20 protein-coding genes are annotated in these 23,428 nt (G+C 59.6%); 11 read left to right on the top strand and 9 right to left on the bottom strand.

Annotation, left to right across the window (positions count from 1 at the left end):
• The first annotated feature begins 34 nt into the window (after nt 1-34).
• The 3 genes from bglA (at nt 35) to ACUTJJ_RS06965 (ending at nt 3,385) form a co-directional block, all read left to right on the top strand.
• The gene (gene bglA / locus ACUTJJ_RS06975) at nt 35-1,690 is read left to right on the top strand and encodes a beta-galactosidase BglA (RefSeq protein WP_445541750.1); all 1,656 of its coding nucleotides are present in this window, start codon (nt 35-37) and stop codon (nt 1,688-1,690) included.
• A 20-nt stretch (nt 1,691-1,710) separates the two neighbouring features.
• Nucleotides 1,711-2,799 (top strand): ABC transporter ATP-binding protein, encoded by a 1,089-nt coding sequence (locus ACUTJJ_RS06970; protein ID WP_445541749.1) that lies wholly within the window; start codon nt 1,711-1,713, stop codon nt 2,797-2,799.
• Between the two features lie 229 nt (nt 2,800-3,028).
• A complete protein-coding gene (locus ACUTJJ_RS06965; protein WP_445541748.1) occupies nt 3,029-3,385 on the top strand; it encodes a hypothetical protein in 357 nt (118 codons plus the stop codon).
• Between the two features lie 69 nt (nt 3,386-3,454).
• On the opposite strand, the gene edd is transcribed toward ACUTJJ_RS06965, so the two are convergent.
• The 6 genes from edd to ACUTJJ_RS06935 form a co-directional block, all read right to left on the bottom strand.
• On the bottom strand, nt 3,455-5,275 hold the full coding sequence (gene edd, locus ACUTJJ_RS06960) for a phosphogluconate dehydratase (RefSeq protein ID WP_209085331.1): 1,821 nt from the start codon (nt 5,273-5,275) through the stop codon (nt 3,455-3,457).
• Nucleotides 5,276-5,400: 125 nt separating this feature from the next.
• Nucleotides 5,401-6,099, bottom strand: coding sequence for a 6-phosphogluconolactonase (pgl, locus tag ACUTJJ_RS06955; protein WP_445541747.1), 699 nt, complete (start codon nt 6,097-6,099; stop codon nt 5,401-5,403).
• A gap of 9 nt (nt 6,100-6,108) precedes the next feature.
• Entirely contained in the window at nt 6,109-7,584 is a 1,476-nt protein-coding gene (zwf, locus tag ACUTJJ_RS06950) for a glucose-6-phosphate dehydrogenase (protein WP_063949739.1), read from the bottom strand.
• A 78-nt stretch (nt 7,585-7,662) separates the two neighbouring features.
• Nucleotides 7,663-8,049 carry a hypothetical protein gene (locus ACUTJJ_RS06945; RefSeq protein WP_445541746.1) on the bottom strand — a complete coding sequence of 129 codons (387 nt, stop codon included), beginning with the start codon at nt 8,047-8,049 and terminating at the stop codon, nt 7,663-7,665.
• Between the two features lie 25 nt (nt 8,050-8,074).
• On the bottom strand, nt 8,075-9,361 hold the full coding sequence (locus ACUTJJ_RS06940) for an NAD(P)/FAD-dependent oxidoreductase (protein ID WP_445541745.1): 1,287 nt from the start codon (nt 9,359-9,361) through the stop codon (nt 8,075-8,077).
• 12 nt (nt 9,362-9,373) lie between these two features.
• Nucleotides 9,374-10,813 (bottom strand): glutamine synthetase family protein, encoded by a 1,440-nt coding sequence (locus ACUTJJ_RS06935; protein WP_209085312.1) that lies wholly within the window; start codon nt 10,811-10,813, stop codon nt 9,374-9,376.
• A gap of 123 nt (nt 10,814-10,936) precedes the next feature.
• Here ACUTJJ_RS06935 and ACUTJJ_RS06930 point away from each other — a divergent pair, with 123 nt between their 5' ends.
• The 3 genes from ACUTJJ_RS06930 (at nt 10,937) to ACUTJJ_RS06920 (ending at nt 13,739) form a co-directional block, all read left to right on the top strand.
• A complete protein-coding gene (locus ACUTJJ_RS06930) occupies nt 10,937-12,121 on the top strand; it encodes an NAD(P)/FAD-dependent oxidoreductase (RefSeq protein WP_445541744.1) in 1,185 nt (394 codons plus the stop codon).
• A gap of 357 nt (nt 12,122-12,478) precedes the next feature.
• Nucleotides 12,479-12,613, top strand: coding sequence for a hypothetical protein (locus ACUTJJ_RS06925; RefSeq protein WP_256366664.1), 135 nt, complete (start codon nt 12,479-12,481; stop codon nt 12,611-12,613).
• 253 nt (nt 12,614-12,866) lie between these two features.
• The gene (locus tag ACUTJJ_RS06920) at nt 12,867-13,739 is read left to right on the top strand and encodes a LysR family transcriptional regulator (RefSeq protein ID WP_445541743.1); all 873 of its coding nucleotides are present in this window, start codon (nt 12,867-12,869) and stop codon (nt 13,737-13,739) included.
• A 12-nt stretch (nt 13,740-13,751) separates the two neighbouring features.
• On the opposite strand, the gene ACUTJJ_RS06915 is transcribed toward ACUTJJ_RS06920, so the two are convergent.
• On the bottom strand, nt 13,752-14,009 hold the full coding sequence (locus tag ACUTJJ_RS06915) for an SMc00767 family acetate metabolism repressor (RefSeq protein ID WP_003493954.1): 258 nt from the start codon (nt 14,007-14,009) through the stop codon (nt 13,752-13,754).
• A gap of 84 nt (nt 14,010-14,093) precedes the next feature.
• Entirely contained in the window at nt 14,094-15,383 is a 1,290-nt protein-coding gene (gene aceA / locus ACUTJJ_RS06910) for an isocitrate lyase (protein WP_209085300.1), read from the bottom strand.
• Between the two features lie 257 nt (nt 15,384-15,640).
• Between aceA and ACUTJJ_RS06905 the strand changes: the two genes are divergently transcribed.
• From ACUTJJ_RS06905 to ACUTJJ_RS06885, 5 genes are all read left to right on the top strand, one after another.
• Nucleotides 15,641-17,056: a helix-turn-helix domain-containing protein gene (locus ACUTJJ_RS06905; RefSeq protein WP_445541742.1), complete on the top strand. Its 1,416-nt coding sequence runs from the start codon at nt 15,641-15,643 to the stop codon at nt 17,054-17,056.
• 151 nt (nt 17,057-17,207) lie between these two features.
• On the top strand, nt 17,208-18,305 hold the full coding sequence (locus ACUTJJ_RS06900) for a polyamine ABC transporter substrate-binding protein (protein ID WP_144575813.1): 1,098 nt from the start codon (nt 17,208-17,210) through the stop codon (nt 18,303-18,305).
• Nucleotides 18,306-18,386: 81 nt separating this feature from the next.
• Complete coding sequence (locus tag ACUTJJ_RS06895; protein ID WP_445541741.1) at nt 18,387-19,544, top strand: ABC transporter ATP-binding protein; 1,158 nt, start codon at nt 18,387-18,389, stop codon at nt 19,542-19,544.
• Nucleotides 19,545-19,555: 11 nt separating this feature from the next.
• Entirely contained in the window at nt 19,556-20,464 is a 909-nt protein-coding gene (locus ACUTJJ_RS06890; RefSeq protein WP_445541740.1) for an ABC transporter permease subunit, read from the top strand.
• Nucleotides 20,465-20,468: 4 nt separating this feature from the next.
• Nucleotides 20,469-21,281, top strand: coding sequence for an ABC transporter permease (locus ACUTJJ_RS06885; protein ID WP_063949749.1), 813 nt, complete (start codon nt 20,469-20,471; stop codon nt 21,279-21,281).
• 309 nt (nt 21,282-21,590) lie between these two features.
• Here the strand turns inward: ACUTJJ_RS06885 and ACUTJJ_RS06880 are convergent, their stop codons facing one another.
• The gene (locus ACUTJJ_RS06880) at nt 21,591-23,249 is read right to left on the bottom strand and encodes an ABC transporter permease (protein ID WP_445541770.1); all 1,659 of its coding nucleotides are present in this window, start codon (nt 23,247-23,249) and stop codon (nt 21,591-21,593) included.
• Between the last annotated feature and the right edge of the window lie 179 nt (nt 23,250-23,428).

Here is a 23,428-nt window from a genome sequence, read left to right as displayed (position 1 = left end):
GACCATGGACGCCCATACCAGACAGGACAAATCAATGACCGCTTCGGTGACTTCCGCTTTGACGCCCAACAAGGACTGGTGGCGCGGCGCTGTTATCTATCAGATCTATCCGCGCTCCTATCAGGACTCCAATGGCGACGGAATCGGTGACCTCAAGGGCATAACCGATCGCCTCCATCACATCGCCAATCTGGGTGCCGATGCAATCTGGATTTCGCCCTTCTTCACCTCGCCGATGAAGGATTTCGGTTACGACGTCTCGAATTATGTCGATGTCGATCCGATGTTCGGTACGCTGGCCGATTTCGACGGGTTGATTGCGGAGGCCCATCGCCTCGGCATCCGCGTCATGATCGACCTTGTTTTGTCGCATACATCGGACCAGCATCCCTGGTTCGTGGAAAGCCGCGCCAGCCGCAACAATCCGAAAGCGGACTGGTACGTGTGGTCGGAAGCCAAACCGGATGGCACGCCGCCCAACAACTGGCTGTCGATCTTCGGCGGTTCGGGCTGGCAGTGGGATCCGACCCGCATGCAATATTACATGCACAACTTCCTGACCTCGCAGCCGGACCTCAATCTACATAACCCGGAAGTGCAGGAAGAGCTGCTGAACATCACCCGCTTCTGGCTGAAGCGCGGTGTCGATGGTTTCCGCCTCGACACCATCAATTTCTATTTCCATGACCTCGAGCTGCGCGACAACCCGGCGCTGGCCCCGGAGCGCCGCAATGCTTCCACCGCGCCTGCGGTCAATCCCTATAACTTCCAGGAACATCTCTACGACAAGAACCGCCCGGAAAACATTGCCTTCCTGAAGCGCTTCCGCGCGGTGCTGGACGAGTTTCCGGATATCGCCGCCGTCGGTGAAGTGGGCGACAGCCAACGCGGTCTGGAGATCGTCGGTGAGTATACGTCGGGCGATGACAAGATGCAGATGTGCTACGCCTTCGAATTCTTGGCGCCCGACGCGCTGACCCCGCAGCGCGTCGCCGATGTGCAGGCGGATTTTGCGAGAGCTGCGCCGGAAGGCTGGGCCTGCTGGGCATTCTCCAACCATGATGTCGTGCGTCATGTCAGCCGCTGGGGCGAGCATGTCGAGGACAAGGACGCTTTCGCCAAGGTCCTTTCGGCACTGCTGATGACACAGCGCGGGTCCGTCTGCATCTATGAGGGCGAAGAACTCGGCCTCACCGAAGCCGACATCGCGTTCGAGGATTTGCAGGACCCCTACGGCATCCAGTTCTGGCCGGAATTCAAGGGCCGCGATGGTTGCCGCACGCCGATGGTGTGGGATGCCGGCCATGCGCAGGCGGGTTTTTCGACAGCCGACAAAACGTGGTTGCCGATTCCGGCGGAGCACAAGCAGCGTGCCGTCAGCGCCCAGCAGGGCAATGAGGCATCGGTGCTGGAACATTACCGTCGCTTCCTCACTTTCCGCAGGCAGCACCCGGCTTTCGCGAAAGGTGGCATCGAGTTCCAGCCCGTTCAGGGCGAGGTGTCGAGCTACACAAGGACGCTCGGAAACGAAACCATTCTCTGCCTCTTCAATCTGTCGGCGACGCCGGCAAAGGCATCGCTGCCTGATGGGAACTGGGAGGTTCTGGAGGGCCACGGCTTTACAGCCGCGCTCGAAGGCAGAAACGTAGAACTTCCGGCGTGGGGCGCGTTCTTCGCCCGTTACGCCTGACAGAACAGGGAGGACCACCCATGACAAGTCTCGTTCTCAAGGATATCCGCAAATCCTACGGACAGGTGAAGGTGCTGCACGGCATCGATCTTTCGATCGAACAGGGCGAATTCATCGTCTTCGTCGGCCCCTCCGGCTGCGGAAAGTCGACGCTGCTGCGCATGATCGCGGGTCTGGAGGAGATCACCGGCGGCGAGATGTATATTGACGGACAGCTCGTCAACGAGATCCCACCTTCGCGCCGGGGCATTGCCATGGTGTTCCAGTCCTACGCGCTTTATCCGCATATGACGGTCTATGACAACATGGCCTTCGGCATGAAGATCGCCAAGGAAAACAAGCAGGAAATCGACCGCCGCGTCCGCGCCGCTGCCGAAATCCTGCAGCTTACGCAATATCTGGAGCGGCTGCCCAAGGCTCTCTCGGGCGGCCAGCGCCAGCGTGTTGCCATCGGCCGCGCGATCTGCCGCAACCCGAAGGTCTTCCTGTTCGACGAGCCATTGTCCAACCTCGATGCGGCGCTGCGTGTCGCCACCCGCATCGAAATCGCCAAGCTCAACGAGCAGATGGCCGATACGACGATGATTTACGTCACCCACGATCAGGTGGAGGCGATGACGCTCGCCGACCGCATCGTCGTTCTGAATGCCGGGCGCGTGGAGCAGGTCGGCGCGCCGCTCGAACTTTATGAGAACCCGGCAAATCTCTTCGTTGCGAAATTCATCGGCTCGCCAGCCATGAACATCATCGCTGGCAAGATCGTCGGGACGGGAGAGCGGACATCGATCGAGCTTGCCGGCGGCAAGACGCTCGTCGTCAACGTTTCCACGCCGGGGAGCGAACAGGGCAAGGCCGCAAGCTTCGGTGTGCGGCCGGAAGATCTGAGCATCGTCACTGGCGACGACTATCTCTTCGAAGGGAAAGTATCGATTGTCGAGGCGCTTGGCGAAGTTACCCTGCTTTATCTTGAAGCACCGAAAGGCCAGGAGCCGATCATCGTCAAGGCACCAGGCATCGTTTCGGCTGCGAAGGGCCAGACCCTGCGTTTCGCCGCGCCGCAGGAAAAACTCCACCTCTTCAACGCCGAAGGCAAGACCTACCGCGTCTGACGCTTTAGGCTGAAGCCCCGGAACGCCTCTCGTTTCGGGGTTTTCTCAGGTTTTTCGCCTGTGGAAAAACGCCGCGAATGTCCCACTTCCGGTCTGTTTAAGACGGCGCTGATATGAATTGTTAAAGACTATGGCCTAGTCTTGCTCCATTGATCGAGCATGGAGTCTGGGCGTGCAAAGCGGTACCGGTGTGATCAGGAACCATTACCTGAGCAAGGAAGAATCTTTCATGTATGACCGCGAAAGCCGGTTCCGCATGGAAGATACAATGAATGCCGCACGCATCGAATATACTGAAAAGGCTGTGATGCACATGGCGGCGCGCCGCTGCGATGTCATCCGCATTTCGCAGACCGAGGCAGTGCTGGCGCTGATAACGAAATATAACCTGCCGCACCAGTTCTATCTCGATATTCCCGACGCCCGCATCAGCAAGATCGGCTGCGTCATGCTGCGCGTCAACGCCAACAACACCATCCATGTCCGCTTCCTGCGCATGCTGACGCAAAAGGAACTGGACCGCATCTTCGTCTTCAGCACGCACCCGGCACATCGTGACCGGAAGCTGGATATCAGGTCGTTCTGAGTTATCAGGGCGAAGCTCTTAAAGCCCGCCCTGACCCGTCTTGTCTATCCGAGCATCCATCCCCGAATATCAATGGAACAGGACGCTGGCGCCCTGATCGGCGGGGCCGGCATTGCGGCGGAAGGGGGCGAAAAGTTCGCGGCCCATGCCCCACTCATTGCCTGAGAGATCGGCCCGCGCCGGCTCGCGCTTTGACAGTTCAGCAGCGGACACCAGCACCTCGAGCGAGCCGGAAATGGCGTCGAGACGGATAATATCGCCGTCGCGGATGAGCGAGATCGGACCGCAATCGGAAGCCTCCGGCGTCACATGGATGGCGGCCGGCACCTTACCGGACGCACCGGACATGCGCCCGTCGGTCACCAGCGCCACCTTGAAACCACGATCCTGCAGCACGCCAAGCGGCGGCGTCAGACGGTGCAGTTCCGGCATTCCGTTAGCCTTCGGCCCCTGGAAGCGGACAACGGCGATGAAATCGCGGTTGAGCTTGCCATCCTTGAAGGCGTCCTGAAGCTCCTGCTGGTCGTGGAAAACGATGGCCGGCGCTTCGATGATATGGCGTTCCGGCTTGACGGCGGAAATCTTGATGACCGATTTGCCGAGATTGCCCGTCAGCATCTTCAGGCCACCGGTCGGCTGGAACGGGGTTTCGATGCTGGAAAGCACCTTCGGATCGTGGCTCTGCTCCGGGGAGGGCTGGCGGGTGACGGCCCCCTTCTCGTCAAGCATTGCATCCACTGTGTAGGCCGCAAGCCCCTGTCCGAAGACCGTACGGACGTCGTCATGCACGAAGCCCTGCTTCAGGAGCTGCTTGATGAGGAAACCCATGCCGCCGGCGGCGTGGAAATGGTTCACATCGGCAAGACCGTTGGGATAGACCCGGGCGAGCAGCGGCACGATGTCTGAGAGATCGGAAATGTCCTGCCAGGTGAGGATGATACCCGCCGCACGCGCCATGGCGATCAGGTGCATGGTGTGGTTGGTTGAACCGCCCGTCGCATGCAGGCCGACGACGCCGTTGACGACGGATCGCTCGTCGATCATCTCACCTGCCGGCGTGAATTCATTGCCCTGTGCGGTAATGGCGAGCGCGCGCTTTGTGGCCTCGCGCGTCAGCGCGTCACGCAGCGGCGTGCCCGGATTGATGAAGGAGGAACCGGGCATGTGAAAGCCCATGATTTCCATCAGCATCTGGTTGGAATTGGCGGTGCCGTAGAAGGTGCAGGTCCCGGGGCCGTGGTAGGATTTGGATTCCGCTTCGAGCAGCTCCGCACGACCGACCTTGCCTTCGGCATAAAGCTGGCGAATGCGCGACTTCTCGTCATTCGGCAGGCCTGATGTCATCGGGCCGGCGGGAATGAAGACCGCGGGCAGGTGACCGAAGGCAAGGGCAGCGATCACGAGGCCGGGCACGATCTTGTCGCAGACGCCGAGATAGAGAGCGGCGTCGAACATGTTGTGCGAGAGGCCGATGCCGGCAGCCATGGCGATGGCGTCGCGGGAAAACAGCGAAAGCTCCATGCCCGGCTGCCCCTGGGTCACGCCGTCGCACATGGCGGGAACGGCGCCCGCAACCTGCGCGATGCCGCCCGCTTCCTTCGCCGCATCGCGGATGATCGCGGGGAAGGTCTCATAGGGCTGGTGCGCGGACAGCATGTCGTTATAGGCGGTGATGATGCCGAGATTGGGGACCCGGTCGCCGGCAAGGATGTCCTTGTCGGCGGGGGAACAGACCGCAAACCCGTGGGCAAGATTGCCGCAGGAAAGCACGGAACGGTGAACGCCCTTGGAAACCTGCAGCCGCAGCCGCTCGAGATAGGTCTCGCGGTATGGCTTGGAACGTTCGACGATGCGGGCGGTAATGGCCTGAATGCGGGAATCGGCGGACATGGGCGTTCATCCTGTTCGTTGGTCGGCAACCGGCGTTCCGGGAGGTGAGCGGCCGGTTGTCGTGGTTCAGTCTTCATGTCTTCGGGGCGCTTGTCGCGGGCCGCAGAGGCGGCAGCCGCGGTGGGTTATGGCGCCCAGTATATATCCACAGGCGTCTCCGCCCGGTTCAGCACGGCACGAATAGGCATTTCATCCTCATCCTCACCGGACTGCGCTTTCTCCAGCGTTGCCTTCTTGGCCGCACCTTCGATGTGGAGCACCAGAAAACCGGCATCGTGCAGGCTGGAGAAGTTGAAGGTCAACCGCTCCTCACCGGCATTTTCCGCCGCCATGGTCAGGACGCCGCGCGGTTCATCGAGGTCAAGCGCTTCGTAGAGATTGTCTCCACCGGGGAAGAACGATGCCGTATGGCCATCCGTTCCCATGCCGAGAATGACGACATCGAAGGGATCGCAGATCGCTTCGGTCTTGACGGTCGCAAGGGTTGCCGCGTCTTCCGGCGAAGCGGCAGGCTGGAATAGCGGCACGAAATAAGCCGCCTTCGCCTTGTCCTGCAACAGGTTCTCGGCAACCAGCCGATGGTTCGACCGGTCGCTTTCCGGTGGAACGAAACGCTCGTCTACCAGCGTCACGCTGATATTGGGCCAGTCGAGATCGTGATGGGAAAGCGCCTGAAAGAACAGCTTCGGTGTCGAGCCACCAGAGACCGCAATGCTTGCGGTCCCCCGTTCCTTGGTTGCTTCATCAAGGCGTTTGGCAACTTCCGCCGCGAGCGCTGTCGCCAGCGCTGCAGGGGTGTCGAAGACGTGGATTGTTTCGCTCATTGAAGGCCCTCAGTCGGCATCATGCCAGGTGCGGCCGTCACGCTCGATCAGCGCGATGGAACCGCTTGGACCCCAGGTGCCCGCCGTGTAGCCCTGCACGCCCTGGCCCAGCTCTTCCCAGCTCTTCAGGATCGGGTCGACCCAGTCCCAGGCGGCCTCAACTTCGTCGCGCCGCATGAACAGCGTCTGGTTGGAGCGGATCGTGTCCATCAGGAGGCGTTCATAGGCGTCGGGGCTGCGCACGTTGAAGGCTTCGGCAAAGCTCATGTCCAGCGACACCTGACGCAGGCGCATGCCGCCCGGGCCGGGGTCCTTGATGAGCAGCGACTGCTTGACGCCCTCATCCGGCTGCAGGCGAATGACCAGCTTGTTGGCCTCGATCTTGCCGGCCGCATCGTCGAAGATCGAATGCGGGATCTGCTTGAAGGTGACGACGATTTCCGAAACGCGGGTCGCGAGGCGTTTGCCGGTGCGGATGTAGAAAGGAACGCCGGCCCAGCGCCAGTTGGCGATTTCGGCCTTGATGGCGACGAAGGTCTCGGTGTTTGAAACGCCGCCTTCCAGCTCTTCCAGATAACCTTTGACCGGGCCACCGGCGGAAGCGCCGGCGCGGTACTGCCCGCGAACCGTCAGCTTTTCGACGTTGCTGGTGTCGATCGGCTTCAGCGAGCGCAGAACCTTCAGCTTTTCGTCACGCACGGCTTCGGCATTCATGGAAGCAGGCGGTTCCATGGCGACAAGGCAGAGCAGCTGGAGAATATGGTTCTGCACCATGTCGCGCAGCGCACCGGCCTTGTCGTAATAACCGGCGCGGCCTTCAAGACCGACCGCTTCGGCAACGGTGATCTGCACGTGGTCGATATGGGCGGAATTCCACAGCGGCTCGTAAAGCGCGTTGGCGAAACGCAGCGCCATCAGGTTCTGCACCGTCTCCTTGCCGAGATAGTGGTCGATGCGGAAGATCTGCTCTTCCTTGAAGACATGGCCGATGGTGTCGTTCAGTTCCTGCGCGGAAGCCAGATCGCGGCCGATAGGCTTTTCAACGACGATGCGGGTCGAGCGGGTAATCAGCTTGTGTTCGCGGATCTTGTCGGCGATATCGCCAAAAATGCCTGGCGCGACGGCCAGATAAAAGGCGCGCACGCGCTCTTTACCCTCGTCGAGCAGCTTCTTCAGCACGTCCCAGCCATTGCTGCCCTTGGCGTCAACGGGCACGTAAAATAGCCTGTTCAGGAACACGGCAACCTGGGCGTCGTCATATTCGCCGGCCTTCAGATGCTCCTTCAGCGCGTCCTGCGCGAATTTGCGATATTCCTCATGGGTCATGACCGAACGCGACGCGCCGATGATGCGGGTCGGCTCCGTGAACTGCCCTTCGATCTGCCGGTGATAAAGGGCTGGCAGAAGCTTGCGCTCGGCAAGATCGCCCGTGCCGCCGAAAACGACACAATCAAAAGGTTCAACAGGAATGATCTGACTGCTCATATCGATTCTCTCGATCTTCAAGGGTTGGGGCATCCATAATCTAATCGATTTAAAAATGCCAGACTCAGTTAGGTGAAATTATGAATTTTGGTTTGGCCTTAGGCCGTATGTGGAATGGATTGGGTTTCGGAACAGACCTTTTGCCGGTGGCGGCACGGAAAACAGGAACAATACCATGACTGCGGCGATACCCCGCCAGAACAGGTGGATGGCGCAAGTACGTCCGGTATCCTGGCTTTGCTCGATGCTATCCAACAACATCTGCGCTTCTTCGAATTGCCGTGCAGCAATCCGGATCTCTAATCCGCCGAGCGCAACAGCATAATGCCAGAAGATCGAGGCGAATTGGCTCGGCAGCGCAACGGTTTGAACTCCATATGCCCGCAGGAAAGACGCCGTCACTGCCGTCTCAGCGAGCCCGTAGCCCGTGGCAATAGTAACAAGCCGGTCATCCGCTTTTTCCATCGAACCCCCTGTTTATTGTGAAGGATCAAAACCTGTCTCGCAACGCGAACCACGACAGCGCCAGAAAGAGCAACGGCGCACGGAGCGACGTGCCGCCGGGGAAGGCAGGGACTTTCAGCCGCGCGAAGGGCGCCAGCATGTCCTTTTTGCCGAGCACCAGATCGGCATAAAGCTTGCCGCAATAATTCGACAACATCACGCCGTGACCGGAATAACCGCCGATGGAGGTGACGCCGGGCATGACCTCGCGCACGAACACCGTGCGCGGCAGGGTGATGCCAACGGAGCCGCCCCAGGAATGGGTGATTTCGACAGCCTTCAGTTCGGGATAAATTTCCGCGATCTGCCGGCGGATATGGGTTGAGATATCGCGCGGCGTATCTGCCGTATAGGCCTCGCGTCCGCCGAACAGCAGCCGGTTATCGGCCGTCTTGCGAAAATAGCGCACCACGAAACGAGAGTCTGCCACCGCTTCCTTGCCGGGGATGATGTCCGGATAGGCGTCGAGCGGTGCGGTGGCACCGATGAAGGAACGGATCGGCATGATATGGGCCGCCGTCACCGGCTCCAGATTACCGATATAGGCATTGGTGGCAATCAGCACCTGCGGCGCGGTAATCGTGCCGAAGGGCGTTTCGATGATTGACTTTCCGCCCACCTGCCGGATCGATTTCGCCGGCGTCATCTCGTAAATCTGAGCGCCCGCATCCTTTGCCGCTTTTGCAAGCCCGACGAGCAGCTTCAGCGGGTGTATATGGCCGGTGCCGGTATCGCGCGTACCGCCGAAATAATGGGTGGAGCCGACACGTTTGCGCGCTTCGCCACGCTCCATGTAGGAAATATGCGGATAGCCGTAGCGATTGTTCATCGCATCGACGCTGCGGCGATAGTCGTCCTCGTAACCAGCCTTGTGCGCCACATAAAGCTGCCCGGGCAGATACTCCATGTCTATGCCGCGGCTGCTGGCGAAGTCACGCACGTAGTTTTTGGCATCTTCGGCGATGTCGAACAGCAGCTTCGATTGCTCGAAGCCGATTTCCTGTTCCATCTCGTCGGGAAATGAGCGCTGACCGGTGCCGAACTGGCCGCCATTGCGGCCGGAAGCGCCATCGCCAAAACGGTGCGCCTCGATGAGGGCGACCGACACGCCGTTTTCCGCAAGGTTACACGCCGCCTGCAGGCCGGTATAACCGCCGCCGATGATCGCGACATCGACCTGCTTCGGCCCGTCGAGGGCGGGATAGTCCGGCCGCTCGCCAAGGGTTGCCTGATACCAGGATAGTCCCGGCGCAATCGGGCTCTGCCATGTCATGCTCGTGGTTCCTCACACGTTGAGAAGCAGGAACTCGCGCTCCCAGGGGCTGATGACCTGCATGAAGGTCTCGAACTCCCCGCGTTTCAGGCCGGCATAAAGGCCTACGAATTCGTGGCCGAAAACCCGGTCGAACTGCGCTTCTCCCTCGAGCAGGGCCACGGCTTCAAGCAGACCGCGCGGCAGGTCGATCGAGCCCTCATTGGCCGTATCGGCGGTGGGTTCTGTCGGTTCGATGCTGTTGACGATACCGAGCCAGCCGCAGCCGAGCGAAGCGGCAAGTGCGAGATAAGGGTTGGCATCAGAACTCGGAAGCCGGTTTTCGACGCGCCGCGCCTGCGGGCCGGAAATCGGCACGCGGAAGGCCGTCGTGCGGTTGTCATAACCCCAGGCATTGTTGACCGGGCAGGCCATGTCGGGCGTCAGGCGGCGGTAGGAGTTGACATAGGGCGCCAGCATGACCAGCGCATTCGGCACGTAACGCTGCATGCCGCCGACGAAGGAGAAGAACTCTTTCGAGGGGCTGCCATCCGCATTGGAGAAGATATTGCGGCCGCTATCGATCTCCACCACCGACTGGTGGATATGCATGGCCGAACCCGGCTGGCCCTGCATCGGCTTGGCCATGAAGGTGGCGTAGATGCCATGCTTCAGCGCCGCTTCGCGAATGGTGCGCTTGAACAGGAACACCTGGTCGGCAAGCTCGATCGGATCGCCATGGCGCAGGTTGATTTCCAGCTGCGCCGGACCTTCCTCATGGATGAGTGTGTCGATCTCGAGACCTTGCTTTTCGGAGAAGTGATAGATGTCGTCGATCAACTCGTCGAATTCGTTGATACCGGCGATGGAGTAGCTCTGGCCGCCAACGATGGAGCGTCCGGACCGGCCCTTCGGCGGATGCAACGGATAGTCGGGATCGTCATTCATGGCGACGAGATAAAATTCGATCTCCGGCGCCACGACAGGCTTCCAGCCCTTTTCTGTGTAGAGCGACAGCACGTTCTTCAAAACGTTGCGCGGCGTGTAGGGCACGAAATTGCCTTCCGCATCCACCACGTCGCAGATCACCTGCGCGGTGGGGTCGGTTTCCCAAGGCACGACGGAAAGCGTGGAAAGATCAGGCACCAGCTTCAGGTCGCTGTCGCGCGGTTCGTAGCGGAAATTCGCCGTCTCATCGGGATATTCACCAGATATCGTGTGGCGATAAAGTGCCGAGGGGAGGGCGAGCGAAGTGTCGCCGGTGAATTTCGCCGTCGGCATCATCTTGCCACGGGGAACGCCGGCAAGGTCGGGCGTGATGCACTCGATGTCCTCGATGCCGCGCGCCCTCAGCCATTGCGCGGCTTCGCGCCAGGAGGAAACGCCACGGGTGGAGGAAAGGTCGAGGGGAGGGGACTTCTTTGCCATGGTTGCCTGTTTCTTCGGGCGGAGCATGGTTTTCTTGGCGGGCATGTATCACCGGGTCTGTGTTTCTGGTGGCGCCATCATAACCGTAGTTTGGCAATTGGCGAGGGGGAAAGCGCCATTGACAAGCGCCGGGACTTGGAAAAAGAGGAAGGAAACGGATCGAATGGAATGATTGCAGAGAAATGTGACGTGCTGATTTTGGGGGCGGGTGCCGCCGGCATGATGTGCGCCATCCGCGCTGGCCAGCGCGGCCGTTCCGTCGTCATTCTCGACCATGCGAAAGCGCCGGGCGAAAAGATCCGCATCTCCGGCGGTGGTCGCTGCAATTTCACCAATATCCATGCCGGGCCGAAGAATTATCTCTCTGCCAATCCGCATTTCGCCAAATCCGCGCTCGCCCGTTATACGCCGCGCGATTTCATCGCCCTTGTCGAAAAACACCGCATTTCCTGGCACGAAAAGACACTTGGCCAGCTTTTCTGCGACGACAGCGCCAAGGATATCATCCGCATGCTGCTCGGCGAAATGCAGGCGGTGAATGCGAAACTGCGGCTCGAAACATCAGTCTCGGCCGTCAGCCATGACGGTGACCGTTTTCGCGTGACGACCTCAGGCGGCGTCATCGAGGCGGAAAGCCTTGTCGTCGCGACGGGCGGCAAGTCCATCCCGAAAATGGGCGCGACCGGTTTTGCCTACCAGATCGCCGAACAGTTCGGCCTCAAGCTCATTGGAACCCGCCCCGGCCTCGTACCTCTGACGCTCGATCCCGCTTCGTTGGAAAAGCTCAGCCCTCTTGCCGGCGTCGCGGTTCCGGCCGAGGTTTCCCATGGCAAAACCGCGTTCGAGGAAGCGCTGCTGTTTACCCATCGCGGTTTGAGCGGTCCTTCGATCCTGCAAATCTCCTCCTACTGGCGTGAGGGTGATGTGATCCGCCTGAAGCTCGAGCCGCATCATGATATCGCCGGACTGTTAAAACAGGCAAAACAGAAGAACGGCCGCCAGTCCGCCCAGACCGCTTTGTCGGACATTCTGCCGAAAAGGCTCGCGCAGCATGTGGTGGAACAATCCGGCCTGACAGGCCATCTCGCCGACATGTCCGACAAGGTGCTGATAAAGCTGGCGGCAGACGTGCAGGACTGGCAGATCAAGCCCGCCGGGTCTGAAGGTTATCGCACCGCAGAGGTGACGCTCGGCGGGGTGGACACGACCGGCCTCGATTCCCGCAGCATGGCGGCAAAGGCCGTGCCCGGCCTCTATTTCATCGGTGAATGTGTCGATGTGACCGGCTGGCTCGGCGGTTATAACTTCCAGTGGGCCTGGGCGTCTGGTCAGGCGGCGGGCGAATTCGCGTGATCGTCTCTGGCCGTGGAGTTAGTTCGCAACTTTCTCCTCCGTCATACCGGCCTTGAGCCGGTATCCAGTCAGCCCAAGTCTTTGGGCTGAAAAGACGACTCTCGCCGCACAGGCGTGCGTCGGCTGGACCCCGGATCTAGTCCGGAGTGACGGAGTATAATGAGGCCTGTACGCCAAACTTGCTGGCTGAGTTTATTGTCCCTCTTCGCCCTTTTTAACAACCTGTTAACGGGCCCGGAGTCATCCTGACCGAATGCCAGCAAAGCCGGATCACATCTCGATCCCGCTGCACATGATGTCCTGCTGGAGGCCTTAACAGGGCATGGGTCGATTGAGTTTTTCGTCAGGAACCCGCGCATGAACAGATCTGCACATCGCCGCCCTCGCGCCATTGCCATCGCCCGCACTGACAACGAGAGCCGTCAGCTGGCCTTTCGCCTGAGCCTCATCGCCGCCGGTGCTCTGGCAGCCCTGATAGCCCTCTTTTACTGATCGGCGGCCCTTCGCTCTTATCAAGCTGATTAGCGCGCTAAAAAGCCGCCATGGCCGAGACGCCTCGGCCATATTCCTGTAAAACTTTTCTTCCAGCAGAATGGCCTCACGCCGTGTGCGCGGCCGCTGGTTGTCGATGATGGCCCGTGCTGCAAAAATCGCGTGCATGTCGCTCTCCTTCTAATGCGGAGGGCCATGATGCACGCCGTTTTTTGATTTATCTGCGCAAGAAAATGCGCTACGTTTTTCAATGATGAAAAACGTCACCTGGGATTCCTATCAGCTTTTCCTTGATGTGTCACGCAGTGGCGGCTTGACGGGCGCTGCCAGCCTGACGGGTTTAAGCCCCGCGACCATAGGTCGGCGCATGGTCGAATTGGAGGAGCGGATCGGCAAGGCGCTGTTCCAGCGCAGTCAGACGGGATACGCCCTCACGATGGACGGTCGCGTGCTGTTCGATAGACTTCAGGCCATGGAGAATGCGGCGCGAGATATCGAGGGATGGCAGAAGGCGTCATCCGCCTCGTCCATCGTGCGGATTGCCGTGGGCACCTGGAATGCCTGGCTCTTGACCGGCAACTTCTCCGCCATCTGCACGGATCGCGATGATTTCCGCATCGACCTTTTCATTGCCGAGCAGAGGGCGTCTCTGGCCCATCGCGAAAACGATATCGGTATCCGCGCTTTCGAGCCGCAGGAGCGTAATCTCGCTGCCATCAAGACGGGGGAGGTTGCCTACGCCCCTTACAGACTGCGAAACGCTGCCGTTTCTGTTGCCGATCGCTGGCTGGCGGTGGCCGAGGAAAATGCGATTTCGACCTACCTGCGGTGGCCGCACGAAAACCGTCGCAATCAGATCGTGGTGACGGTGAACCGGCCAACGGCGCTTCTCGATCTTGTCCTCTCGGGGGCGGGGATTGCGGTGCTTCCCTGTTTCGTCGGCGATGCCGATGCGCGGCTGACGCGTGAGGGCGAAGAGCTCGGGGCGCTTCGCCACAATCAGTGGATCGTCATGAACAACGACGATCGCCACCGCCGCGATATCAGGACGGTGGCGGACCGGATGACCCGTCTCATCAAGGGGCATTCCGATCTATATGCCGGGCGCAAAAGCCGCCCGGCATAACCGTTCTGCGGATCAGGCCGCAGCGCTTCCCTGCGCGACGATGACGGGGATCAGCAGATCGCCCCAGTTGCCGCCGCCACCATGGTGGCGGGCCGAGCGGACCAGCTCGACGGAAACACCGGCCTCGACGGCTTTCATGACGGCCTGGTTGAGGCGGTGCAGGTCGTTGGCCAGCATGCGGATGGCGGCCTGCTGATCCTGCGTCATGGCGGAGGACTGCTCCTCGGCGCGTTCCTTGACATGGGTCTTGATCGGGTTGTGGGCGTTCATGGCATTTCTCCTCTCATTATTGTCAGGGGTTTTTGATCCGGTTTGCAAGCCCTTCCCAAAGCTGGGAAGGGCGGTTTTTTCGATTTATTCCGCCGCCGGGCGGAACTGGTCGTGCTCGGTGGATTCCTTCATGGCTGTCGTGGACGACGTGCCGCCCGAAATCGCCAGGGACACGGCGTCAAAATAGCCGGTGCCGACTTCGCGCTGGTGCTTGGTGGCGGTGTAACCATTCGCTTCCGCTGCAAATTCCGCTTGCTGAAGCTCGGAATAAGCCGCCATCTGCCGATCCTTGTAACCGCGCGCCAGTTCGAACATGCCGTAGTTGAGCTGGTGGAAGCCGGCGAGCGTGATGAACTGGAACTTGTAGCCCATCGCGCCTAGTTCGCGCTGGAACTTTGCAATCGTCGCGTCATCGAGGTGCTTTTTCCAGTTGAACGATGGCGAGCAATTGTAAGCGAGCTTCTTGCCGGGATGGACCTTGTGCACGCCCTCGGCAAACCTGCGCGCCTGCTCGAGATCCGGCTTCGACGTCTCGCACCAGATCAGGTCGCAATAGGGCGCATAGGCGACCGCGCGGGCAATGCAGGGCTCGAGCCCGTTTTTGACCTGATAGAAGCCCTCGACAGTCCGGCCGGCATCGTAATCCACGAAGGGGCGGTCGCGCTCGTCGATGTCAGAGGTCAGAAGCTTGGCGGCTTCCGCATCGGTGCGGGCGATGACCAGCGTCGGCACGCCCATGACGTCAGCCGCAAGCCGCGCCGCCGTCAGGTTGCGAATATGCGCCGCCGTCGGGATCAGAACCTTGCCGCCGAGATGGCCGCATTTCTTTTCCGAAGCCAGCTGGTCTTCATAGTGAACACCCGCCGCACCCGCCTCGATGAACGCCTTCATGATCTCGAAGGCGTTGAGCGGCCCGCCGAAACCGGCTTCTGCGTCGGCAACGATTGGTGCGAACCAGGTGTCGACCGACAGGCCCTTGCCCTCTGCCGTCTCGATCTGGTCGGCGCGCTGCAGGGTGCGGTTGATGCGCTTCGCCAGCTCCGGCGCGGCATTGGCCGGATAAAGTGACTGGTCCGGATACATGGCCGACGCCGTATTGGCGTCCGCTGCAACCTGCCAGCCCGAGAGATAGATCGCCTTCAGCCCGGCACGAACCATCTGCATGGCCTGGTTGCCCGAGAGCGCGCCCAGCGCATTGACGAAATTCTCCTCGTTGATCAGTGTCCACAGCCGGTTCGCGCCCATTTCGGCCAGCGAATGGCGGATTTCGACGGAGCCGCGCAACCGCTCCACATCGCCGGCGGTATAGGTCCGCTCGATGCCATCGAAACGCCCCTGCGGTGCACCCGGAACAAGCTTGTAAAAATCCGTCATACTTCTCTCTCCCAAGATAAATACAGTTTCGAGAACGGAGGACTATGAGTTGCGTGCGCCGCCGTTTGATGTGACTACATTTACATTTTCCTAGATTTGAGCGCCAGAACAAACATAAAAACAGTGACTTGAAAGAGGTTATCCTGTAGGATGCGTGACAGAGTGGCGCTGTAAAAATGTAAATTTTGTAAAATAGCGTGATCTGTCGAGTTTGTAATAAGCTTGTATGAGTCGACGAGGACGGAGGGGGAACGGCGGTGTCGGAAAACAAGATTTTTGCAGGCCCGCGGGTACGCCGCATTCGCAATGGGCTGGGGCTGACGCAGACGGCCATGGCCGAGGCGCTGGCGATTTCGCCGTCCTATCTCAATCTCATCGAGCGCAACCAGCGGCCGCTGACGGTGCAGCTGCTTTTGAAGCTCGCCTCAGTCTACAAGGTCGATCTGGACGACTTGCAAGGCGAAAGCGCCGGTTCCGCCGGGCAGCTGCGAGAGGTCTTCGCAGACCCGCTGCTGGCGGGCGAGGTGCCATCGCCGCAAGAATTGATCGAGGTGGCCGATGCTGCGCCGAATGCGGCAAGCGGCGTCCTCAAGCTTTACCGGGCTTACCGGGAGCAGGCGCAGCGCCTGTCCGACCTCTCCGATCTTCTGGCGCGGGAAGGGCATGAGACGGCGCTGTCTTCCACCCGCCTGCCGATCGACGAGGTGCGCCACGTCTTTGAAAACCGCCCGGCCTATCTCCATGCCATCGATGCGGCGGCGGAAGACCTTCATAAGCAATTGGTGATGGGAGATGATCTTGCCTCTGGATTGAGGGCATGGCTTCAAAAGAACCATGGCATCGCCGTCAGGACCTTACCGGTTCATGCCATGCCGAACCTGAGACGGCGTTATGACCGCCATTCCATGCGGCTGTTTTTGTCAGAGCGTCTGTCGCAGCCAGATCAGCTCCGTGAAATGGCGATGGAAACGTGTCTCCTGGCGCTTCGCGAAGAGATAGGCGCGGAACTGGAGGCGCTGGGCCTGAAAGGTGAGGAGGCACGGCGTATTGCTCGGTTTGAACTGGCGCGCTATGCGGCCCATGCGTTGATGATGCCCTATGGTTCGTTCCTCGCCGCCGCGCAGCGGGCGAAATACGACGTCGACGTTCTACGGTCGCGCTTTAACGTGTCATTCGAGCAGGCGGCCAACCGGTTGGTTACCCTGCAACGGCCGTCGGCTCCCACAATCCCGTTTTTTCTGATGGAAATCGACAACGCCGGAAACCGCTTCCGCCTTTCCGGCGCCACTGGTTTCCCGAGGGCGCGATTCGGTGGCCTCTGTCCACGGCTCAATATTCACGCCGCCTTCGCCCAGCCGGGGCAGGTCCTGGTGGAGGGGGTTGAGATGCCTGATGGTGACGCCTTCCTCACGGTGTCGCGCACGCTGGAAGGCCCGCAGGCTGGTTTCGGCGAAAGAGTGCGGCGCACGGCTCTGCTCTTGGGCTGCGATTTCATTCAGGCAGGGGACACCGTCTATGGCCCGGCTGCTTCGGGGGCCGCCCCGGTTGCCATTGGTCCCTCATGCCGGCTGTGCGAAAGGCAGGGCTGCCTGTCGCGGGCGGAAGCGCCGCTTACGCGCCCGCTCGGGTTGGATGAAATGGTCACTGGCCTCAGTGTTTTCGACTTCCAGTAAGCTTTTCCACGCAATTTTTCGCGTGTGAAACACATGTGGTTGAAAATGCTGTGCTGCACATTTCCCGCTTGCTCCCTTTTGTTTTCCTTTCTAGTCTCGCTAAAAAAGGGGATCACGCTCCCACCGTAAGGATGCGTTAACAGGAGACATCATGAAAAACCGTTCTCTCCGTCTGACCTTGGCTCTCACCACCGTGCTTGTTGCAGCAGGTTCGGCAATGGCCCAGGAAAAGGTCGTCCACGTCTACAACTGGTCTGATTATATTGATCCCGCCATCCTTGAGGATTTCACCAAGGAAACCGGTATCAAGGTGGTTTATGACGTCTATGACGGCAACGAAGTGCTGGAGACCAAGCTTCTGGCCGGCAGTTCGGGTTATGATGTCGTGGCACCCACCTCGCCCTTCCTTGCAAGGCAGATCAAGGCCGGCGTTTATCAGAAGCTGGACAAGTCCAAGCTGCCGAACCTCAAGAACATGTGGCCGGAAATCACGGAACGCCTGGCGCAATACGACCCCGGCAACGAATATGCCGTCAATTACATGTGGGGCACCACAGGCATCGGCTACAATGTCGCCAAGGTGAAGGCGGCGCTCGGCGATGTGCCTGTCGATAGCTGGGACGTGCTGTTCAAACCCGAAAATGCCGAGAAGCTGAAGGCCTGCGGCATCAACATTCTCGATGCCTCCGACGAGACTTTCGCGATTGCCATGAATTACATCGGCAAGAACCCCGACAGCAAGGAGACGGCCGACCTGGAAGCGGGCGGCGAGGTCTATTCCAAGATTCGTCCTTTCGCGAAAACCTTCAATTCCTCTCCTTATATCAATGACCTCGCCAATGGCGACATCTGCATTTCCATCGGCTGGTCCGGCGATATTCTCCAGGCCAAAACCCGCGCCGAAGAGGCCAAGAACGGGGTCGAGGTGAATTACGTCATCCCGAAGGAAGGCACCTATATCTGGATGGACAGCTTCGCCATTCCGGCAGACGCCAAGAATGTCGAGGAGGCCCATGCTTTCATCAACTACATGATGAAGCCTGAAGTCGCCGCCAAGGCCTCTGACTACGTGCAATACGCTAACGGCAACCTCGCCTCGCAGGCGCTGATGGATCCGGCTGTCGCCAAGAACCCGTCTGTTTATCCGAGCCCGGAAACGATGAAGAAGCTCTTCACGATTTCGCCCTACGGGCCAAAGGAACAACGTGTCCTGAACCGCGTCTGGACGCAGATCAAGACCGGCAGCTAACCGGACTTGGGTGAGGGTGGCGCCGTCCACCCTCTCTGCCCTATCAGGTGTCGATGAAATATTGGGTGAAATGGGGCGGGCATGGCAAAGACACTCGGACCGGTCAAACGCAAATTCAGCCCCTGGGATAATCCAGACGCGGTGCCCTTCATCCGCTTTGAAAACCTCACCAAACGGTTTGGCGATTTTGTCGCCGTCAACAATCTCACTCTCGATATCTACGAGCGCGAGTTTTTCTCGCTACTCGGTCCCTCGGGCTGCGGCAAGACCACGCTGATGCGCATGCTGGCCGGTTTCGAGGAGCCGACCGAGGGCCGCATCCTGCTGCAGGGCAAGGATATTTCCGGCGTACCGCCCTACAAGCGCCCAACCAACATGATGTTCCAGTCCTACGCGCTTTTCCCGCATATGTCGGTGGAAAAGAACGTGGCCTTCGGCCTTGAGCAGGACGGGCTGCCGAAGGCGGAGATCGCCGGCCGCGTCGAGGAAATGCTGCGGCTCGTCAAGCTGACGGAATTTGCCAAGCGCAAGCCAAGCCAGCTTTCCGGCGGCCAGCGCCAGCGCGTGGCGCTTGCCCGGTCGCTCGCCAAACGGCCGAAGGTGCTTCTTCTGGATGAACCGCTCGGCGCGCTCGACAAGAAGCTGCGCGAGGAAACCCAATTCGAGCTAATGGATATCCAGACCAATCTCGGTCTCACCTTCCTCATCGTCACCCATGATCAGGAAGAGGCGATGACGGTGTCGGACCGTATCGCCGTCATGGACAAGGGCAATGTCGTGCAGGTGGCAACGCCGGCTGAAATCTATGAGGCACCGAACAGCCGCTACGTGGCCGACTTCATTGGCGACATCAACATTTTCGACGCCAAGGTCGTCGCCAATGCCTCCGATATCGGCAAGCCCGGTCTGGTGACGCTCGATTGCGACGGATTGAAGGTGTCGGTGGAGCAGGAATGCGCGGCGGCCACCGGCAGCCAGGTGGCTTTCGCCATCCGCCCAGAAAAGGTCCGCATCTCGCTCGACCAGCCCGCCGATAGCAGCATCAATTCCGCCTATGGCGAAGTCTGGGATATCGGTTATCTCGGTGACTTCTCGGTCTTCATCGTCAAGCTCGCCGATGGCCGCGTCATGCGCGCCGCGCAGGCCAATGTATCGCGTCTCGTGGATCGCCCGATTACCTTCGGTGACATGGTGTGGCTGAACTGGAAACCGGATTCAGGGCTCGTCCTGACACGCTGAGGGAGGCTTCGATGGAAATCACCACTCCCGAAAACCGGCAAAGCCCTTGGCGCTGGCTGGTTGTTGCGGTCCCCTATTTCTGGCTGCTGCTGTTTTTCGCCGCACCCTTCTTCATCATCCTTAAAATCTCCCTGTCAGATACGGCAATTTCCATGCCGCCCTATACGCCTGTCTTCGAAGGATTTTCGAAGCTCGGCGAATTTTTCTCGCAGCTGGATTTTGAGAATTACCTCTTCCTCACGGAAGATCCGCTCTACATTGAAGCCTATCTGTCGTCGCTGCGCATCGCCTTCATCTCCACTTTCCTGCTGCTGCTGATTGGGTATCCCATGGCGCTGGCCATGGCGCGCGCACCATCTTCGGTGCGCCCGACGCTTGTCATGCTGGTCATCCTGCCCTTCTGGACCTCATTCCTCATCCGCGTCTACGCCTGGATCGGCATTCTGAAACCAGAGGGCCTGCTGACAGTGCTGTTCCAGTGGCTCGGGTTTCTCGGACCCGACCAGCAGGTCAATATCTTCCGCACCGAAACGGCGATCTTCATCGGCATCGTTTATTCCTATCTGCCCTTCATGGTGCTGCCGCTTTATTCGGCGCTGGAAAAGCTCGACAATACGCTGCTGGAAGCCGCGGCCGATCTGGGCTGCCCGCCTTGGAAGGCCTTCTGGAAGATTACCTTCCCATTGTCGCTGCCGGGTGTCGTGGCCGGCTCGATGATCTGCTTCATTCCGATCACGGGCGAATTCGTCATCCCCGATCTACTCGGTGGCGCGCAGACGCTGATGATCGGCAAGACGTTGTGGACGGAATTTTTCGGCAATCGCGACTGGCCCTTGGCATCCGCGGTCGCTGTGCTCCTGCTGATCCTGCTGGTGGTGCCCATCGCCATCTTCCAGAACCAGCAGAAGAAGGTGGGGTGAGGCCATGAAGCGCGGAAAATTCGACATCACCGTCCTCACCCTGGGTTTTGCCTTCCTCTATATCCCGATCATCATCCTGATCATTTATTCCTTCAATGCCTCCAAGCTGGTGACAGTCTGGGGCGGCTTCTCGCTGCAGTGGTACAAATCCATGTGGTCGAACCAAAGCCTCATGGATGCGGCCTGGGTGACGCTGCGCGTGGGTATCCTCAGCGCCACCATCGGCACAATCCTTGGAACGCTGGCAGCGCTTTCTCTCACCCGCTTTGCCCGTTTCCCCGGCCGGGTGCTGTTTTCCGGCATGATCTATGCGCCACTCGTCATGCCGGAGGTCATCACCGGCCTGTCGCTCCTTCTGCTCTTCGTTGCTGTCGGGGTGGATCGTGGTTTCTGGACTGTCGTGATCGCTCACACCACCTTCACCATGTGTTATGTGGCGATCGTCGTGCAGTCGCGCCTGCTGACCTTTGACCGAAGCCTTGAGGAAGCCGCCCTCGATCTCGGCTGCCCGCCGGTCAAGACTTTCTTCCGCATTACACTGCCGTTGATCTTCCCCGCCGTCATCGCCGGCTGGATGCTGGCCTTCACGCTGTCGCTCGACGATCTCGTGATCGCCAGCTTCGCCACCGGACCGGGTGCAACCACGCTGCCGATCAAGATTTATTCGCAGGTTCGCTTGGGCGTGACGCCGGAAATCAATGCCATCTGCACCATCCTGATCGGGCTCGTGACTATCGGTGTTATTGTCGCGTCAATCGCCTCCAAGCGCACGGAGCTGCAGCGGATGCGCGACGAACATGCGGCCGCGCGCAACTGATCCAAAGACCCGTCCTGCGTCTTCGCTTTGATAATGGATCATGCAGAAACTCAAAGGCCGACAGTGTAGTTTTACGGCTCTACGGTCGCGGAATAGGAATTATCGTCGGTAATTGCTCTATTTTGGTTTTAACCCCCTGTTAATACGGGTTGGCGGAAAGTAAATCCAACGCAGGGCCGTCATATGTGTTGATGGCCGGGATTGATAATTTCCATAGAGCGAGATTGTCCCCTTTCTCTCGTTGAAAAGCACAACTTATACAAGGCGGTCGTAAGGCCGCCTTTCTTTTTGCCGACATCATGTCTGCTGTCACCGGCTTTCCGGATGATCCATCGATTTTGAAACGAGGAGAACCGGAATAAGCCCGGCGATAATGATGATGATCGCCGGCACGGCGGCATCCTGCACTCGTGAACGGGACGCATCCTCATAAACAAGCGTGGCCAAAGTGTTGAACCCGAAAGGCCGCAGCAAAATCGTGGCTGGTAGTTCTTTCATGGATTCGATTAGCACCAGAAGGAAGGCAGTCAACGCCGCCGGCCGCATATTCGGCAGCAGCACCCTGAACAGCGTCTGCGCCCGGTTGCGCCCGAGCGTGCGCGCGGCCATATCGATATGCGGCGAAAGCTTCTGAAAACCCGCATCGAGCGTGCCTTCCGCCATGGTCATGAAACGCACGGCATGGGCATAGATGATGGCAAACGCCGTACCAGAGAGCAGCAGCCCGCTGGAGAAACCGAAATGCGTACGGAAAAATCCATCGACGCCGTTATCGAGGCCTGCCAGCGGAATGAGGACGCCGATGGCAAGAACGGTGCCGGGCACCCCATAACCCATGGAGCCGAAACGCGCCGCCACTTTCGAGATGCTGGAGCGTTCCGTGCGGATGGCGTAAGAGAACACGAAGGCGGCAATTAGTGTCACGAAGGCAGCGGTCAGCGACACTTCGAGGCTGTGCCCCAGGGATTTCACAAGCTTCGGGGCAAAAAGGGCGTCGAGCCTTTTTGCCGCGTAACCGCCGAGCACGATGACCGGAATGAAAAATCCACTGGCCACCGGCAGGAAACAGAACAGCCCGGCACACCAGCGCCGCCAGCCGGTCAGCGTCTTCAACGGGTGTCGCTGGGCCATGCTTGTGGCCTTTGGGGCGCCAAAGCGCTGTTTCTCCCTTGCATTGCGCTCGATGACGATCAACGCACCGACGATGATGAGGATAATGGCGGCGATCTGGGTTGCATTGGCGAGATTGCCGCGGTTGAGCCAGGTCTCGTAAATGGTAAAGGTCAGCGTCTGGACGCCGAGATATTCCACCGCGCCAATATCGTTCAGCGTCTCCATCAACACCAGCGAGAGCCCGATAGCGATGGCGGGCCGCGCCATGGGCAATTGCACGGAAAAAAACACACTCATCGGTTTTGCGCCGAGTGTGCGGGCCGCTTCGGCCGCAAACCGCCCCTGCATGGAAAAGGCGGCACGTGCCGAGAGATAGACATAAGGATAGAGCACCGAACTCAAAACGATCACCGCGCCGCCGAGTGAACGTATATCCGGAAACCAGTAGTCACGGATGCTGTGGTAACCGAAGGCAGCACGAAGGGCACTTTGTACCGGCCCGGTAAAGTCGAGGAACTCGCCGAATGCATAGGCCGCCAGATAAGACGGAATGGCGAGCGGCAGGACAAGACCCGCGGACAGGAGCCGCCGCAGCGGAAACTCGAAGGTGGTGACCAGCCAGGCGCAGACTATCCCAAAAAATGCCGTCGTGGCGGCCGTCAGACCAAGCAACATGAAGGTGCGGAACCCGGCACGCGGTAGAACATTGGCGAGAAGATGCTGCCACCCCTCCGTGCTCCCGGTCAGCGCCAGCCAGAAGATTGCCAGAACGGGCATGGCGGCGATGGCCGAAACAATGATGGCCGCAATCGGCAGTAGCGATACGCGTCTCGTCGCGGAAATGGGCACCATCATGGTCATGCGAGCCTGCTGTCCTGCAAAAGCCGGCACGGCTGGTCCTTCAGCCGCCGGCTTCCGCATTGCTACGCCCGCATGACCTCAGTTGGCAAGAACCCGCTGCGATGGAAAGGTGATTTCCACCAGTGTGCCTTCATTCGGCGTCGAGGTGATGGAGAAATTCGCCCGGTTGGCAT

This window comes from Agrobacterium sp. DKPNP3 (genome assembly GCF_052686535.1).
The sequence above is the reverse complement of the archived record's forward strand: the minus strand, read 5'-3'. Positions and strand labels throughout refer to the sequence as shown.